Genomic DNA, 13,965 nt, shown 5'->3' with positions numbered 1-13,965 from the left:
ATCTTCTTTATTGCCAAGTAGGCAAAATCCTGACGGTTTCATTTGCGTGTGTGTGTTAATGATATAGTTAATAACCTAAGCTTTCTTTAAACTCCTATTGCAATGATTTATTGCATAATTAGTTAAATTTTTGTTCTTTATCAATTAAAATCCACCTAATTGTTGTGCGATACTAAATGTAAAATTTTGCTTTCCTCCGTCTGATAGCCCAGGGATGGTATCAAATGCGTGTCCATAATCGATACCCAACAAACCAAATATAGGAAGGAAGATCCTTGCACCTACACCCACTGATCTTCTAACATTAAAAGGATTAAAATCACCAAATCTGTTCCAGGTGTTACCAGCTTCAGCGAAGGCCAGAACGAAGGCTGTAGCTTGTTGACTTGCAATAACCGGATAACGTGCCTCCAATACATATTTAGTATAAATCGGGCTACCTGATTGCTGTGCTACAGCCGGATCAGAGCCATTCGGAATAACAGCATTGTTTGCATAACCACGCATTGCGATCAGCTCAGATCCCTGCAAGAAATCGAATCCCTGCATACCATCACCTCCCAATTTGAAACGTTCAAATGCTGATTGACCCACTGCTTTATTGTATTGACCCAAGAAACCAAACTGTGCCTGTGCTTTGATGACCAGGTTCCCTGCTACACGTTGGTACCATTGTGAATCGAATTTCCATTTATGATATTCAGTAAAGCGGTATTTCTCTCTATCAGATGCCGTTGCATAGTTTGTTTTATTTAACAATGAAAATGGTGGCGTTGCCTGAATAGTGAAACGTAAGAACGACCCTGATTTAGGGAAGATTGGTGAATCTCTTGAATCGCGACTAATCTCTTGTGATAAGCTTATGTTGTAAGATGTACCAGTATTAAATAAATATCCTGAATAGTTATTTAAGATGTACTGTTGTACACTAACGGCATGGCTTAATTGGAAATAATTATCTGGCCAGTTTAATCTTCTACCTAAACTAACCGTTACACCGTTTAAACGTATTTTTTGAAAAGTTGGATCACCATTACTTAAACCGTTAGATTGTAATGAAGTAAATGCACTTACGCCAAAACTTACGGGTTTCTCGCCACCAAACCAAGGTTGTGAGAATGAGAAACTGTATGATTGGTAATATTTACCATTGGTTTGTCCACGTAAGCTTAATTTTTGACCATCTCCTTTTGGCAATGGCTTGTAAGCTTTTAGATTAAATAAGTTACGTAATGAAAAGTTATTGAAAGTTAAACCTAATGTACCGATGATACGGCCACCACCAAAACCACCTGATAGTTCAATCTGATCTGAAGGTTTCTCTTCTACTGCATATTCTATATCTACAGTACCATCTGCCGGGTTAGGACGAGGTGTAGGTACAGTTTTAGACTCGTCGAAGTTACCCAATTGACCAATTTCGCGAATGGTACGGATTAGATCACTTTTGTTAAATTTCTGTCCTGGCTTAGTACGGATCTCACGTAAAACAACCTTGTCATTTGTAATCGTGTTACCTTTTAACGTAATGCGGTTGTTGGTATATTGTGGTCCTTCGTACATGCGTAATTCCACATCAACCGTATCGCCATAAATTTTGGTCTGTACCGGATCGATGTTAAAAGTTAAATATCCATTATCGGTATACATACTGTTAATATCGCCACCGTTTTCGCCACCCCCGTTTAATTTTTTATTTAATTTTTCTTCACTAAAAACATCACCTTTTTCGATGGTTAATACTTTCTTCAAAATACTATCCGGATAAATGGCATTACCTGCCCAGGTAATATTTCCAAAATAATACTTTTTACCTTCGTAAAGGTCCATTCTAATGTTAACCTTTTTCTTGTTATATTGGTAAATGGTATCTTTTAGTAATTCCGCATCACGATAACCTTTCTCGTGCATTTTGGCAATCATTTTTACCTTGTTCTCATCGTATTTCTCTTTTGCGAATTTTCCAGAGCCCCAAAAACGCCACCATGCAAACTGTTTAGGCGTTTTAAGGTATTTTCTCAGCTTTGCTGATTTGAAATCTTTGTTTCCGGTAAAATCGATATGCTGTACTTTAACACGATGACCTTTATCAATATTAGCCTCTAATACTACACTGTTTTCTGCATTCGGATCTTTACGTGTTTTGTAATCAATCTTGGTAAAGAAAAAGCCCTTATCCAATAAGTATTTTTTAACAATAGCCGAGGTGGTGTTATACAAGTTATCGTTTACGATTTTACCTGTTTTATCATTTAGCTTTTCTTGAATGGCAGTTTTTTCAGATTTGCGGATACCTTTTAAATCGATAGAACTTAAACGCGGGCGCTCCACTACCTCAATTTCAAAATAAACAGAATCCTGAACAAATTTTTCGATGTTAAGTTTAACATCATCAAACAATCCCTGTGCCCACAGCGTTTTAATTGCATCAGAAGTTGCCTCGCCAGGAAGAACGATTTTATCGCCTTTAGTTAGTTTAGATAAGGTAATTAATACTTCTTTATCTAAATATTGGGTTCCGGTTACCGTGGTACCACCAATGATATATTCTTTTGGACTAAAATAATCGAGATCTAAGCCACCAACCTTTAAAGAAGGGGTTACCGGTGCCTGACCTTGTGGACGTACTTGAGCGAAGGCCGGAGCGGCTAAAACTAGTAGAATTAAAACTTGAAATATTCTTTTCATTAAAATTATTTGTTCAGTAATGGCCAAAAGGTAACGATATTTTATAAAGCAAAATTCTTTATGGTTGTTCCCTTATTATGGTTTCATTTATCGTATAAAAGTGGTGCTAAGTTAGTTTAAACGCTTGTTAAAAAGTGTTAAAAGAAAAATTAGTTTAATTGCTCACTAATTTTACCAAAACGGCGTTCGCGTTTTTGATAGTCTACAATAGCCTCGAAAAGATCTTCACGTCTGAAATCCGGCCATAAAACATCAGTAAAATAAAACTCGGTATAAGCCATTTGCCAAAGCAGATAATTGCTAATACGGTGTTCGCCACTGGTCCTGATCATGAGTTCAGGATCCGGTATATTTACGGTTGTTAGTTTTGATGAAAACAAGTCTTCGTTAATATCATCCAAAGAAATGATGTTGTCTTTTACAGCTGATGCAATTTTTTTGGCAGCCTCTAAAATCTCCCACTTGGCACTATAACTTAATGCCAGTGTTAAAGTACATTTTTCGTTATGGGCTGTTTTCTCCATAGCTTCTTTTAAATCATCAATACACTCTTGAGGTAAAGATGCAATATTGCCAATGGCATTCAGCTTAATATTGTTTTTATTAAGTGTTTCGGTTTCTTTGTTGATGGTCGAAATCAGAATTTGCATTAAAGCATCTACCTCTTCTTTGGGTCTGTTCCAATTTTCGGTAGAAAAAGCATATAAAGTGAGGTACTCAATACCCACTTCAACGCAACCTTCTACAATGTCTTTTACAGAAAGTACACCTTGTTCATGTCCGAAAACCCGCACTTTACCCTGGCCTTTTGCCCATCTTCCATTACCATCCATGATTACGGCAATGTGCTTTGGCAGGCGGCTATAGTCTATTTGTTCTTTAAATCCCATTAATTATGTCAAAATCAGCTTAAAAGGAATAGCATTTTGAGGATACAAAGGTAAAAGATATGCCAACACTAACAAATAGATAAGTGTCCCTTTTTCGAAAATCGCCTCTTTGGGTACCCGTTTGTCCTATTTGGTTGAGGGAAGGATCTGATAAATTGACCTGATATTGGCCGTTTCCTACAATTACCGGATTAGCCGGATAGCGGCCACTCACATCATCAATATAATCTGTAGAGGGTGTTCTGTAACCCAATTCGGTAAAAACGCTCCAGGTATCTTTGTAATTATACCTTAGGCCTAAGCCATATGGGATAGTTAAAACAGCATTATTATATCCATTTTCCTGCCCTTCGGTAGCTAATCGGTCTAACCGGTATTTGTCACCGTTAACTTTTACGGTTGGTTTAAAAATAACCAAACCAGCTCCAACAAAAAGGTATGGCGTAAATTGTCTGTTTCCTCCACCAAGATTAAAATTGAAAAAATTAAAATCGATCAAGCCGCTAAATTCGTTGAGTGCTGTTTTAAAACGCAGGTTTCTTTCGCGGAATTGTTCATTACTGGAGTTGGCATCATCTGCCTTTATCTGTCCGTAAGTATAATTTAAACGAACGCCCACATATTGGTTAAAGTTGCGTTTTACATATGCACCACCCGAAAAACCGCTGATCTGCAAAGGATTATTCTGATTGAGATCGCCCATATAACCTGCACCTCCACCCATTAACCCAACTTCCCAGGTACCTTCCTGTGCACGAACAATTTGTCCGCTAAAGATAAAAAAGAGGAGAATTAAAAGAGGTTTGGCTGGCGTCATAATTAGTAGTTACGGGTATCAATGCCCCATAATAATTTATTCCTTAACGTGTTTAAGTAAGTTTCATTGTTAAGGCGGATAAGATTTACGCAAAAATCTGCCTTTTTTATACTAATTTTTACTGATCGCTCTACGGTAACGGTTCGGCTATCGCACGAAACCAAAAATTTAGATTCTCTGGCTTCTACCTCAAAAGAGAGTTTATTACCATCTGGTACAACTACAGGCCTCACATTTAAATTATGTGGCGCAATAGGTGTAATTACAAAGTTTTCAGAATCGGGATAAATAATTGGACCACCGCAACTTAACGAGTATGCTGTAGAGCCTGTTGGAGTAGCAATAATTAATCCATCGGCCCAATAAGAGTTGATAAACTCATTGTTCATCGAAGCATGGATAATCATCATTGCTGAATTATCCCGACGGTGAATGGTAATATCGTTCAGTGCAAAATTTTCCTCACCAAATAAACCATTATCAGATTCTAAAATTAAAAGTGAACGGGAATCTAAGGTATATTCTTTATTGATCAGGGCTTTGAGTGCCGATCCGATTTCGTTTTTGTTGATACTGGCCAGGAAACCCAGGCGTCCAAAATTGATCCCAATTACAGGTATCCCCGAATTGCGGATTAACGATAAGGTATCGAGTAAGGTACCATCTCCCCCTAAACTCAACAATACATCGGCAAGCTCCTTTAATTCGGTATGATTATGAAAAATAACCGTATTTGCTGGTAATTTAATTTTACCATGAAGCGATGTTTTAAATTTAGAATATAAAACTGGCTGGATATGATGTTCGGCTAAATGATTAAAAACCTCTTGTACATAGGGCAAAACCGTATCATTAAAATCTCTGCCGTAAATTGCAATCCTCATAAAGTAGGTTTATACATTTAAATAGTTCATGAAAGAATCGTAACGCTCCTGCGATCCATCATCAATCTGTGTGTTATTGTATACCTCTTTAACCAGATAATCATATCTTTCGAAAGAGGCTACCAATGAAGTAATTTCTGTTTTATTTACTTTGAGCGTTACTTCTAAACGTGTAGAATCTTCGAAAGAATTAACATAAGAAGAGAGCACCTGCGCATTATCAGCTTCAACAATCTGTGCAATATGTGCCAGCGAATTATCGCGGTTACTAATCTCCAAAACGATAATTCCGCCAGGTTCATTTACCGCATACTGTTCGGCAACGGCATTTACCATGTTATTGATAGATATTAAACCCACATAATTTTTTTGTTGATCTAAAACGGGAACAGCGGTTAATTTTAGCTGACTCAATTAACCTGATTACATCATAAGTATGCATATTACTCAACACAAAAACATTAAGCATGTTTACCGAACTATCGCTTAAAAGGGTGTCGTGATTATCAACATTTAATAAATCATCTTCAGAAACCAAACCTAATAAAGTTACCTCGTTAACAACGGGTAAATGCTTTAGCTTAAAATCGTTCATACGATCTAAAGCTTTCTGCACCGTGTCACCGGCCTTTAGTGATGGAATTGCATCTGATATGATTTCTGCTGCAAACATTTATTTTAACAATATTCTATCTAAAAATTTCTCTAAAAATGCATTAAATATTTGTGGTTGTTCCATCATAGGCGCATGCCCACATTTATCAACCCAATTTAATTCCGAATTTGGCAACAATTCATGAAATTCTTTTGCCACTTCTGGTGGGGTAACCTTATCATTTTTACCCCATATTAAGGAAACCGGTATCGTAATTTTCGATAATTCTTTAGCCATGTTGTGGCGGATTGCCGATTTTGCCATGGTTAAAATCCTAATCACCCTCGACCTGTCGTTAACCGTTTTAAAAACGTCATCAACCAGTTCTTTGGTTGCCGTTGCAGGATCGTAAAAAGTAAATTCTACCTTTTCTTTAATGTAATCGTAACTCTCTCTACGTGGGAAAGATCCTCCAAAAGCATTTTCGTATAAACCAGAACTACCTGTTAGTACCAGGGCTTTAACAAACTCCTGATGGGCAACCGTAAATACTAAACCTACGTGGCCGCCAAGCGAATTGCCTACAAGCACTACCTGGTTTAAATTTTTATATTTTAAAAAGCGATGAAGATATCTCGACAATGCCTTTACGCCCAATGTTAAAATAGGCAAATCGTAAATTGGTAAAATTGGAATAATTACGCGATAGCGATCTTTAAACTGTTCGATAACCAGTTCCCAATTGCTTAGTTCGCCCATTAGGCCATGTAGCAATACCAGTGTCTCGCCTGTTCCAGCTTCAATGTATTTAAATCCGTCCTCTTCTATTATCGGGTAAGTCATATATATTCTAGATGGTATTGTGCTACTAAGTTAGTAGAGTAAAATTAAATTTATGTATTTATATGCCATTTTTCTGAAATAAAATCGAAAACGGTATAAAAACCTACTTTTGAGTATCGAGAAACAAGTATTAAGTATCAAGATACGTATTTTACAACAAGTTTTTAGCTTTAGTCTTTAAACTCCGCTAGGCTAGTTTTTCTTTAACAATCTCCGCAATTAATTTACCATCAGCTTTACCTGCAAGTGTTGCATTTGCCATCCCCATTACCTTCCCCATATCCTTAACCGATGTAGCACCAGATTGTTTTATTACTGCTTCGATAATTACAGCAACCTCTGCTCTATCTAACTGTTTCGGTAAAAATTGATTAATCACTTCAATTTCTTCTTCCTCTACCTGATACAAATCTTCGCGATTTTGTTGCTTGTAAATATCAGCAGATTCGCGGCGTTGTTTAATCAGTTTCTGAAGAATTTTAAGTTCAGTTTCTTCCGTAATTTCTTCTGGAGATCCTTTCTCTGTTTTAGCTAAAAGTAAAGCTGCTTTTATTGCTCTTAAACCTCTTAACTGTGCATTGTTTTTAGCCAACATGGCTTTTTTTATTTCCTGATCTATTATTGTAGATATCATTGTTAAATTGTTCTATTGATAAATTGTTGAATTGTTAACTGAAAACTGCTAACTGAACTTTTACCCCTTGTTAATTATCGTCGCCGTTGCCTGAGCGGTTGGCATAATCAGCATATCATTTATGTTAACATGCTTTGGTCTGCTTACCACATACCAAATGGCATCGGCAATATCATCGGCTATTAAGGGCTCAAAGTTTTCATATACCTTTTTCGCCCGGTCTTCATCGCCTTTAAAGCGCACCACTGAAAATTCGGTTTCTACCATGCCTGGATTAATTTCGGTAACCTTTATGCCATGGGGCAATAAATCGATACGCATACCTTTACTCAAAGCATCAACTGCATGTTTGCTGGCACAATATACGTTTCCATTTGGATAAACTTCTTTCCCGGCAATAGAACCAATGTTAATAATATGGCCCGATTGGTTTGGTATCATCCAGTTGGCAACAATTTTGGTTACATAAAGCAAACCCTTCACATTGGTATCAATCATGGTATCCCAGTCATTCGTATCGCCTTTATCAATCGGATCTAAACCCTGGCTCAAGCCTGCATTGTTAATCAAAACATCAACCTTTTTCCATTCTGCTGGCAAAACTTCTAAAGCAGCGGTAAGACTTTCTTTATTGCGAACATCAGCAAAAACCTGTTTAATGGTAATGGCATATTTATCTTCTAAATGATGAGCAATTTTAGCCAACCGATCTTCTCTGCGGGCCAATAATACGAGGTTATAGCCTTGTTGGGCAAATGTATGTGCGCAAGCTTCGCCAATACCAGAAGTTGCACCTGTAATTAATGCGATTTTAGACATTTTTATGAATTTTAAGTATCGGTAATCCTTTAAGATATCATCTTTGATTTACCTACACCAACAAAGGTAAGTTTTTTTGAATTGCAGGACTATTGAAAAATCAAACTGAATGTTAATTGACGTAATTTCAACTTATCTATTGGATTGGCGTAAACAGTATTGTCGTGTTGAAGCAAATCGTTGGTTGAATATGAGAGTTTTATTTCGGGCGACATTTTGAAATACTCGAAATAAATATCGAAACCAATACCCGTTTCGTACGAAAGGTAATTTCTTTGATTTTTTAACAACTTATTTACGGCTGTTTCTCCTTCATCGAAGGTTTTCTTTTTCGAGGCGATATCGATCGAATATTTAGCACCGCCTAACCAGTATACCCTAAAATTGTTCATCCGGTTCGACTTCACCTTTAGGCCTAATGGAAATTCGAACATGGTAGCCTGCACTTTTCTTTCTACCACCGTTTGAAAGTTTTTTGTTTGCCCGTTGCCTACATTAATCGGCGCCATAGGTTCGTATTCGTAAGTTACTACCCTATCGCTAAAAATAATGGAAGGTGTTGCCCTGATATCGAAGTTATCAGAAATCATTCTATTCATTACAAAACCTAATCCAAAACCTTGAGAAGGTGGGCTCGAAATAGAATTTAATGTTGAGGTAACCGGAACGCCCGAATTTGGATCGTAAGAAGGATCTAGCGAATTTGTCACTTCATAAAAAGGCGATCGCCAATTTTGCTTTTTAAGAATTTTGTATTCGGCTGAGATATACTGGAAATTAAAACCAAAACTCCAATCTTCATCATCTATTCCACCACCCCAATTTTGAGCAAAGGTGGTTGTAGAAACAATAAAAAGGGAAAGAATGAGGCTTAATTTTCTGATCATTTGGTTCCTACATATATCGAACTTATTCCAAACGTTAAAATTCTTTGTTTGGTACTTTTAAAGCCAACTTTTTCCATCAGGTTGGTAAAATCTTCTCCATCAGGAAAAGCAGCTACCGACTCTGGCAAATAAGTATAGGCTCTATGGTCCTTAGAAAATAGTTTTCCAAAGAAAGGTGTTATCTGTTTAAAATAAAAACTATACAATTGTTTTACCGGAAAAACCTTTGGTTTTGAAAATTCCAGTATCACCATTTTCCCATTGGGCTTTAATACCCGGTACATATCCGTTAATCCCTTTTCGAGGTTTTCGAAGTTACGTACACCATATGCGCAGGTAATGGCATCAAAAGTATCATTTTCGAAATGCAGTCCTTCAGAATCGCCTACCTGAACGGTAAAAACTTCGTTTAAACTACGCTCGTTAATTTTCTTCCTGGCCACGTCTAACATCCCTTCAGAAATATCAACGCCAATTACTTTTTCGGGATGAAGCTTTTTAATGGCTTCAAAAGCAAAATCGCCAGTTCCTGTAGCTACATCAAGTAAAGTTCTTGGATGGATGGAAACCAGTTCTTTAATGGCTTTCTTGCGCCATAATACATCAATACCTAAAGAAAGAAAATGGTTTAAAAAATCGTAAGTGCCAGAAATGTTGTTAAACATGGTTGCAACCTGCTCTTTTTTAGTTGCATCTTCTACTTGGTATGGGGTGATATTCTGATTCATGATATGGAGCAAAGATAGATAAAAGTCGGGAGTCTTTAGTCCGGAGTCCGAAGTCTTTGATGCAAAGTATTCAGTGTATTGTCAAAAATCATATTTAAAAAAATTATCAATTTGTACTTTAGACTTCCGACTTCGGACTTCGGACTCAAAACCCTACCTTTGCGCTATGATTATCAAAACGGCAACATTTGTTTGCAGCAACACCCAGATTTCGGCACTACCCGTACCAACTATGCCCGAATATGCATTTATTGGTCGCTCTAACGTGGGTAAATCTTCATTAATCAATATGTTGGTTAATCAGCATGGATTGGCCAAAACCTCTCAACGGCCGGGAAAAACACAGTTAATTAATCACTTTCTGATAAACGAGAAATGGTATATTGTCGATTTACCTGGTTATGGTTATGCCAAGGTTTCGAAAACCAGCAGAGAGAAATGGGAAAAATTTATCCGCGCCTATATAACCAAGAGAGAAAGTTTGCAATGTGTTTTTGTTTTGATAGACAGCCGTTTAGAACCTCAGGGAATTGATATTGAATTTTGCTATTGGTTAGGCGAAAAACAGATACCGTTTTCGTTAATTTTTACCAAAGCCGATAAGCAGGGCATGACCACCACCCAGAAAAATGTAGCTGCCTTTAAGAAAAAATTAGGCGAATTTTTCGAAGAGATTCCTGCCACCTTTATTTCTTCTGCCGAAAAAGGAACTGGTAAAGATGAAGTGCTTGATTTCATTTATGAGGTAAATAAAGACTTTGTTGTTCCTACAGATTATAAGAAGTTTTAACCAGTTATCAGTTTACAGCGCACAATTTTCAGTCTAACATTAAAAAATCTGTGTAATCAAATAATCTGTGTAATCAGTTCTAAAAAAAAATGAAAAAATACTTTTCACTCGTATTATTCGCCCACTCTGTTTTTGCGCTACCATTTGCCATGATTGGTTTCTTTTTGGGCGTAACCACAACAGAAAACCCATTTTCCTGGTATAAACTGATTTTGGTTTTGCTCTGTATGGTTTTTGCCAGAAACTCGGCCATGGCTTTTAACCGTTATCTCGACAGAAATATCGATGCAAAAAATCCACGCACCAAAATGCGCGATATCCCTGCTGGTAAAGTTTCGGCAAATGAGGCGTTGATTTTCGTTATTGCCAATTGCGTGCTTTTCGCCATTACCACCTACTTCATTAACCCGCTTTGTTTCTATTTATCGCCAGTGGCTTTGTTTGTGGTTTTGTTTTATAGTTATACCAAAAGATTTACGGCGCTTTGCCACTTGGTATTGGGCTTAGGCCTGGCGCTTGCGCCTATTGGCGCTTACATTGCCGTAACCGGACATTTTGCGCTGGTTCCTGTACTTTACTCCTTAACCGTATTGTTTTGGGTAAGTGGGTTTGATATTATATATGCCTTACAGGATGAAGAATTTGATCGTGAAGAAAAATTACACTCCATCCCATCGGCGCTTGGCATTAAAAATGCTTTAAATGTTTCAGTGCTACTGCATATACTCTCTGCCACCTGTGTTATTTTGCCTGTGTTTTTTACATCGTTTAGTTGGGTTTATTACGTAGGTATCGTGTTTTTCTGTTCGATGTTAATTTATCAGCACTTACTGGTAAAACCAAATGATATCAGCAAAGTAAACAGGGCATTTCAAACCTTAAATGGTTATGCTTCGGTAGTGTTTGCCCTATGCTTTTTGATTGACGCGTATTTAAGACATAAATAAAATGAGTGAAGGCCGAGTGATTGAATGATTGATTTTTGAATGAGAGAATATAACATTGTGTCGTAAACCATTCACTCAATCACTCATTCTCTAATTTAACAATTAACTATTATGATAACTAAGAAACCTAGAACATATATCCCACAGGAATTAAGCATTACCTGGGAAAATTTAGAACCACTTTTTACCGAACTGCAAAACCGCGAAATAACCAGCACCGCTGCGTTAGAGCATTGGTTAAAAGACCGTTCGGAGCTTGAAGCTGCCTTAGAAGAGGATTTTGCCTGGAGATATATCAAAATGAGCTGCGATACCGCAAATGAAGAATTGGTTAAAAATTTCCAATATTTTGCAACTGAAATAGAGCCGAAAATTTCTCCGTTAGCCAACGAATTGAACAAAAAATTTGTCGAGAGTCCCTTTATGGATGATTTAGACAAAGAAAAATATTTCGTTTACAGCCGTGCGATTAAAAAGGCGTTGGAGCTTTACCGTGATGAAAATGTTGAGCTGTTTACCGAATTACAGGTGAAACAACAAAAATACCAAAGCATTACAGGCGCCATGAGCGTGGAGCTAAACGGCCAGGAATATACTTTGGAACAAGCCTCGATCTTTATTAAAGATTTAAACCGCGCGGTACGCGAAAATGCATGGAAAACGATCCAACAACGCCGCTTAATTGATAAAGATGATTTAAACGTATTGTTTGATGAGTTGATTAAACTGCGTAATCAGGTTGCCTTAAATGCAGGTTTTGAAAACTACCGTGATTACATGTTTCAGGCTTTAGGTCGTTTCGATTATAGCCCGCAAGATTGTTACGATTTTGCCAATGCCATTGAAAAAGAGATCGTACCGATTTTAAAAGAGCAAGCCGAAAAACGCCGCGAAGCTTTAGGGCTAGAAGTGTTAAAGCCCTGGGATTTAGAAGTGAGTATAAGTGGAAAACCAGCTTTAAAACCTTTTAACAATGGTGAAGAGTTAATTGATAAAAGTATTGCCTGTTTTAATGCCATTGATGAAAAATTAGGCGCAAAACTGGCAACGATGAAGGCCAATAACCTTTTTGATGTGGAGAGTAGAAAGGGTAAAGCACCAGGCGGTTATAATTATCCTTTGGCCGAAACGGGAGCACCTTTCATATTTATGAACTCAGCAAATTCGTTGCGTGATTTAACCACAATGGTTCATGAAGGTGGTCATGCAATTCATACCTTTTTAACGGCAAATTTAGAGTTAAACGACTTTAAACACTGTCCATCTGAAGTAGCTGAGCTGGCATCGATGAGTATGGAATTAATCTCAATGGATAAGTGGGATGTTTATTTCGACAATGAAGAAGATTTAAACCGTGCTAAAAAAGAACAATTGGCCGATGTTTTAAAAACTTTGCCTTGGGTAGCGGTAATAGACCAGTTTCAACACTGGATTTATACCAATCCCGACCATACTGCAGCTGATCGTGAAGAAACCTTTAAGCAGATTTTTAACCGTTTTGGTGCTGGTTTTGCCGACTGGACAGACTTAGAACAACAATTCGGAAATGGCTGGCAAAAACAACTGCATTTATTCGAAGTTCCTTTTTATTATATCGAATATGCAATTGCCCAGTTAGGTGCCATTGCGGTTTGGAAAAATTATAAAGAAAATCCTGAAAAAGCTTTAGAACAATATTTAGCGGCACTTGCGCTGGGTTACACCAAACCCATGAACGAAATATATGAAACTGCCGGAATCAAATTTGATTTTAGTGCTGAGTATGTGAAAGAGCTGGCGAGTTTTGTAAAAACAGAACTGGAGAAATTGGGATAAGGAAGGTGGAAGGTTTTAAGGTGGAGGGTTGAAAGTTTTCCCCTCATAGTAAAATATATCAGAGGTCGTGGCATTTTGCCACGACTTTTTTGGTTTATAACCACAGATAAAAAGGATGAACACAGATTAATACTAGTTCTGGTCTTAGCCTCTCGCTAGAACTGAAGTTTAATTATTTTATCACAGCATGGATATTGTAGACTCTTCGACTCTGCTATCAATGACAGAATCTGCTAGTGTGATCGTCATTCCCACGCAGGCCTATCGTGTGGACACATCACTGTCAATTTACATTTGTTTTTAGCGTCGTTGCCTTGGTCGATCGTCATGCTGTCCCGAAGCTTCGGGATCAGCATCTTTCCTGCTGTTAAGAGACCCCTGATTTTAAAAAGACTATCAAGTGTCGGCACAAATATTTATTTATTTTTCCGCTCTTTGCCGCGGGGGCATGGTACTTTGGAGCGCCAAAGTACCCAAAGCGCTTTGTCAATCCAGCAATGTGGCTTCTCACCGCCCACGCTCATCAAAAAAACAGTGGCACTTCGTTTTGTGTTCAATTTATATTAAACTTTAAATTCAGTGCTAATGAACACAAAACCACTGCGTTTCAGGTTTGGAAATGCTATTT

At 37.5% G+C, this 13,965-nt stretch carries 14 protein-coding genes; 3 read left to right on the top strand and 11 right to left on the bottom strand.

Annotated elements, in window-relative coordinates:
* Nucleotides 1-144 precede the first annotated feature (144 nt).
* From bamA to ubiE, 11 genes are all read right to left on the bottom strand, one after another.
* Complete coding sequence (gene bamA, locus QF042_RS07675) at nucleotides 145-2,688, bottom strand: outer membrane protein assembly factor BamA (protein ID WP_307526914.1); 2,544 nt, start codon at nucleotides 2,686-2,688, stop codon at nucleotides 145-147.
* Nucleotides 2,689-2,837: 149 nt separating this feature from the next.
* A complete protein-coding gene (locus tag QF042_RS07670) occupies nucleotides 2,838-3,578 on the bottom strand; it encodes an isoprenyl transferase (RefSeq protein WP_307526912.1) in 741 nt (246 codons plus the stop codon).
* 19 nt (nucleotides 3,579-3,597) lie between these two features.
* Nucleotides 3,598-4,395, bottom strand: coding sequence for a DUF6089 family protein (locus tag QF042_RS07665; RefSeq protein WP_307526910.1), 798 nt, complete (start codon nucleotides 4,393-4,395; stop codon nucleotides 3,598-3,600).
* Nucleotides 4,396-4,397: 2 nt separating this feature from the next.
* Nucleotides 4,398-5,279: an NAD kinase gene (locus QF042_RS07660; protein WP_307526909.1), complete on the bottom strand. Its 882-nt coding sequence runs from the start codon at nucleotides 5,277-5,279 to the stop codon at nucleotides 4,398-4,400.
* 9 nt (nucleotides 5,280-5,288) lie between these two features.
* The gene (locus QF042_RS07655) at nucleotides 5,289-5,639 is read right to left on the bottom strand and encodes a hypothetical protein (RefSeq protein ID WP_307526907.1); all 351 of its coding nucleotides are present in this window, start codon (nucleotides 5,637-5,639) and stop codon (nucleotides 5,289-5,291) included.
* A complete protein-coding gene (locus tag QF042_RS07650) occupies nucleotides 5,617-5,952 on the bottom strand; it encodes a CBS domain-containing protein (RefSeq protein WP_307526905.1) in 336 nt (111 codons plus the stop codon). The genes QF042_RS07655 and QF042_RS07650 overlap by 23 nt, the downstream gene beginning before the upstream one ends.
* Nucleotides 5,953-6,717 (bottom strand): alpha/beta fold hydrolase, encoded by a 765-nt coding sequence (locus QF042_RS07645; protein ID WP_307526902.1) that lies wholly within the window; start codon nucleotides 6,715-6,717, stop codon nucleotides 5,953-5,955. It lies immediately after the preceding gene.
* A 187-nt stretch (nucleotides 6,718-6,904) separates the two neighbouring features.
* A complete protein-coding gene (locus QF042_RS07640; protein WP_307526900.1) occupies nucleotides 6,905-7,351 on the bottom strand; it encodes a GatB/YqeY domain-containing protein in 447 nt (148 codons plus the stop codon).
* Between the two features lie 60 nt (nucleotides 7,352-7,411).
* Nucleotides 7,412-8,170, bottom strand: a complete 759-nt coding sequence (locus QF042_RS07635; protein WP_307526898.1) for an SDR family oxidoreductase — start codon at nucleotides 8,168-8,170, stop codon at nucleotides 7,412-7,414.
* Nucleotides 8,171-8,259: 89 nt separating this feature from the next.
* The gene (locus QF042_RS07630; RefSeq protein ID WP_307526896.1) at nucleotides 8,260-9,057 is read right to left on the bottom strand and encodes an outer membrane beta-barrel protein; all 798 of its coding nucleotides are present in this window, start codon (nucleotides 9,055-9,057) and stop codon (nucleotides 8,260-8,262) included.
* Nucleotides 9,054-9,785, bottom strand: a complete 732-nt coding sequence (ubiE, locus tag QF042_RS07625; RefSeq protein ID WP_307526894.1) for a bifunctional demethylmenaquinone methyltransferase/2-methoxy-6-polyprenyl-1,4-benzoquinol methylase UbiE — start codon at nucleotides 9,783-9,785, stop codon at nucleotides 9,054-9,056. The genes QF042_RS07630 and ubiE overlap by 4 nt, the downstream gene beginning before the upstream one ends.
* A 166-nt stretch (nucleotides 9,786-9,951) precedes the next feature.
* Between ubiE and yihA the strand changes: the two genes are divergently transcribed.
* The 3 genes from yihA (at nucleotide 9,952) to QF042_RS07610 (ending at nucleotide 13,337) form a co-directional block, all read left to right on the top strand.
* Complete coding sequence (gene yihA / locus QF042_RS07620) at nucleotides 9,952-10,575, top strand: ribosome biogenesis GTP-binding protein YihA/YsxC (protein WP_307526892.1); 624 nt, start codon at nucleotides 9,952-9,954, stop codon at nucleotides 10,573-10,575.
* A gap of 89 nt (nucleotides 10,576-10,664) precedes the next feature.
* On the top strand, nucleotides 10,665-11,522 hold the full coding sequence (locus QF042_RS07615) for a UbiA-like polyprenyltransferase (protein ID WP_307526889.1): 858 nt from the start codon (nucleotides 10,665-10,667) through the stop codon (nucleotides 11,520-11,522).
* 111 nt (nucleotides 11,523-11,633) lie between these two features.
* Nucleotides 11,634-13,337, top strand: a complete 1,704-nt coding sequence (locus QF042_RS07610; RefSeq protein WP_307526887.1) for a M3 family oligoendopeptidase — start codon at nucleotides 11,634-11,636, stop codon at nucleotides 13,335-13,337.
* Nucleotides 13,338-13,965: the final 628 nt, after the last annotated feature.

Origin of the sequence: Pedobacter sp. W3I1 (genome assembly GCF_030816015.1) — a bacterium.
GTDB lineage: Bacteria > Bacteroidota > Bacteroidia > Sphingobacteriales > Sphingobacteriaceae > Pedobacter.
The sequence above is the reverse complement of the archived record's forward strand: the minus strand, read 5'-3'. Positions and strand labels throughout refer to the sequence as shown.

Bases quoted from the DNA above. Each gene is read 5' to 3' on its own strand.
- QF042_RS07645 (WP_307526902.1), bottom strand. From the start codon at position 6,717: ATGACTTACCCGATAATAGAAGAGGACGGATTTAAATACATTGAAGCT.
- QF042_RS07650 (WP_307526905.1), bottom strand. From the start codon at position 5,952: ATGTTTGCAGCAGAAATCATATCAGATGCAATTCCATCACTAAAGGCC.
- QF042_RS07640 (WP_307526900.1), bottom strand. From the start codon at position 7,351: ATGATATCTACAATAATAGATCAGGAAATAAAAAAAGCCATGTTGGCT.
- QF042_RS07615 (WP_307526889.1), top strand. From the start codon at position 10,665: ATGAAAAAATACTTTTCACTCGTATTATTCGCCCACTCTGTTTTTGCG.
- QF042_RS07630 (WP_307526896.1), bottom strand. From the start codon at position 9,057: ATGATCAGAAAATTAAGCCTCATTCTTTCCCTTTTTATTGTTTCTACA.
- bamA (WP_307526914.1), bottom strand. From the start codon at position 2,688: ATGAAAAGAATATTTCAAGTTTTAATTCTACTAGTTTTAGCCGCTCCG.
- QF042_RS07660 (WP_307526909.1), bottom strand. From the start codon at position 5,279: ATGAGGATTGCAATTTACGGCAGAGATTTTAATGATACGGTTTTGCCC.
- yihA (WP_307526892.1), top strand. From the start codon at position 9,952: ATGATTATCAAAACGGCAACATTTGTTTGCAGCAACACCCAGATTTCG.
- QF042_RS07665 (WP_307526910.1), bottom strand. From the start codon at position 4,395: ATGACGCCAGCCAAACCTCTTTTAATTCTCCTCTTTTTTATCTTTAGC.
- QF042_RS07635 (WP_307526898.1), bottom strand. From the start codon at position 8,170: ATGTCTAAAATCGCATTAATTACAGGTGCAACTTCTGGTATTGGCGAA.
- QF042_RS07610 (WP_307526887.1), top strand. From the start codon at position 11,634: ATGATAACTAAGAAACCTAGAACATATATCCCACAGGAATTAAGCATT.
- QF042_RS07670 (WP_307526912.1), bottom strand. From the start codon at position 3,578: ATGGGATTTAAAGAACAAATAGACTATAGCCGCCTGCCAAAGCACATT.
- ubiE (WP_307526894.1), bottom strand. From the start codon at position 9,785: ATGAATCAGAATATCACCCCATACCAAGTAGAAGATGCAACTAAAAAA.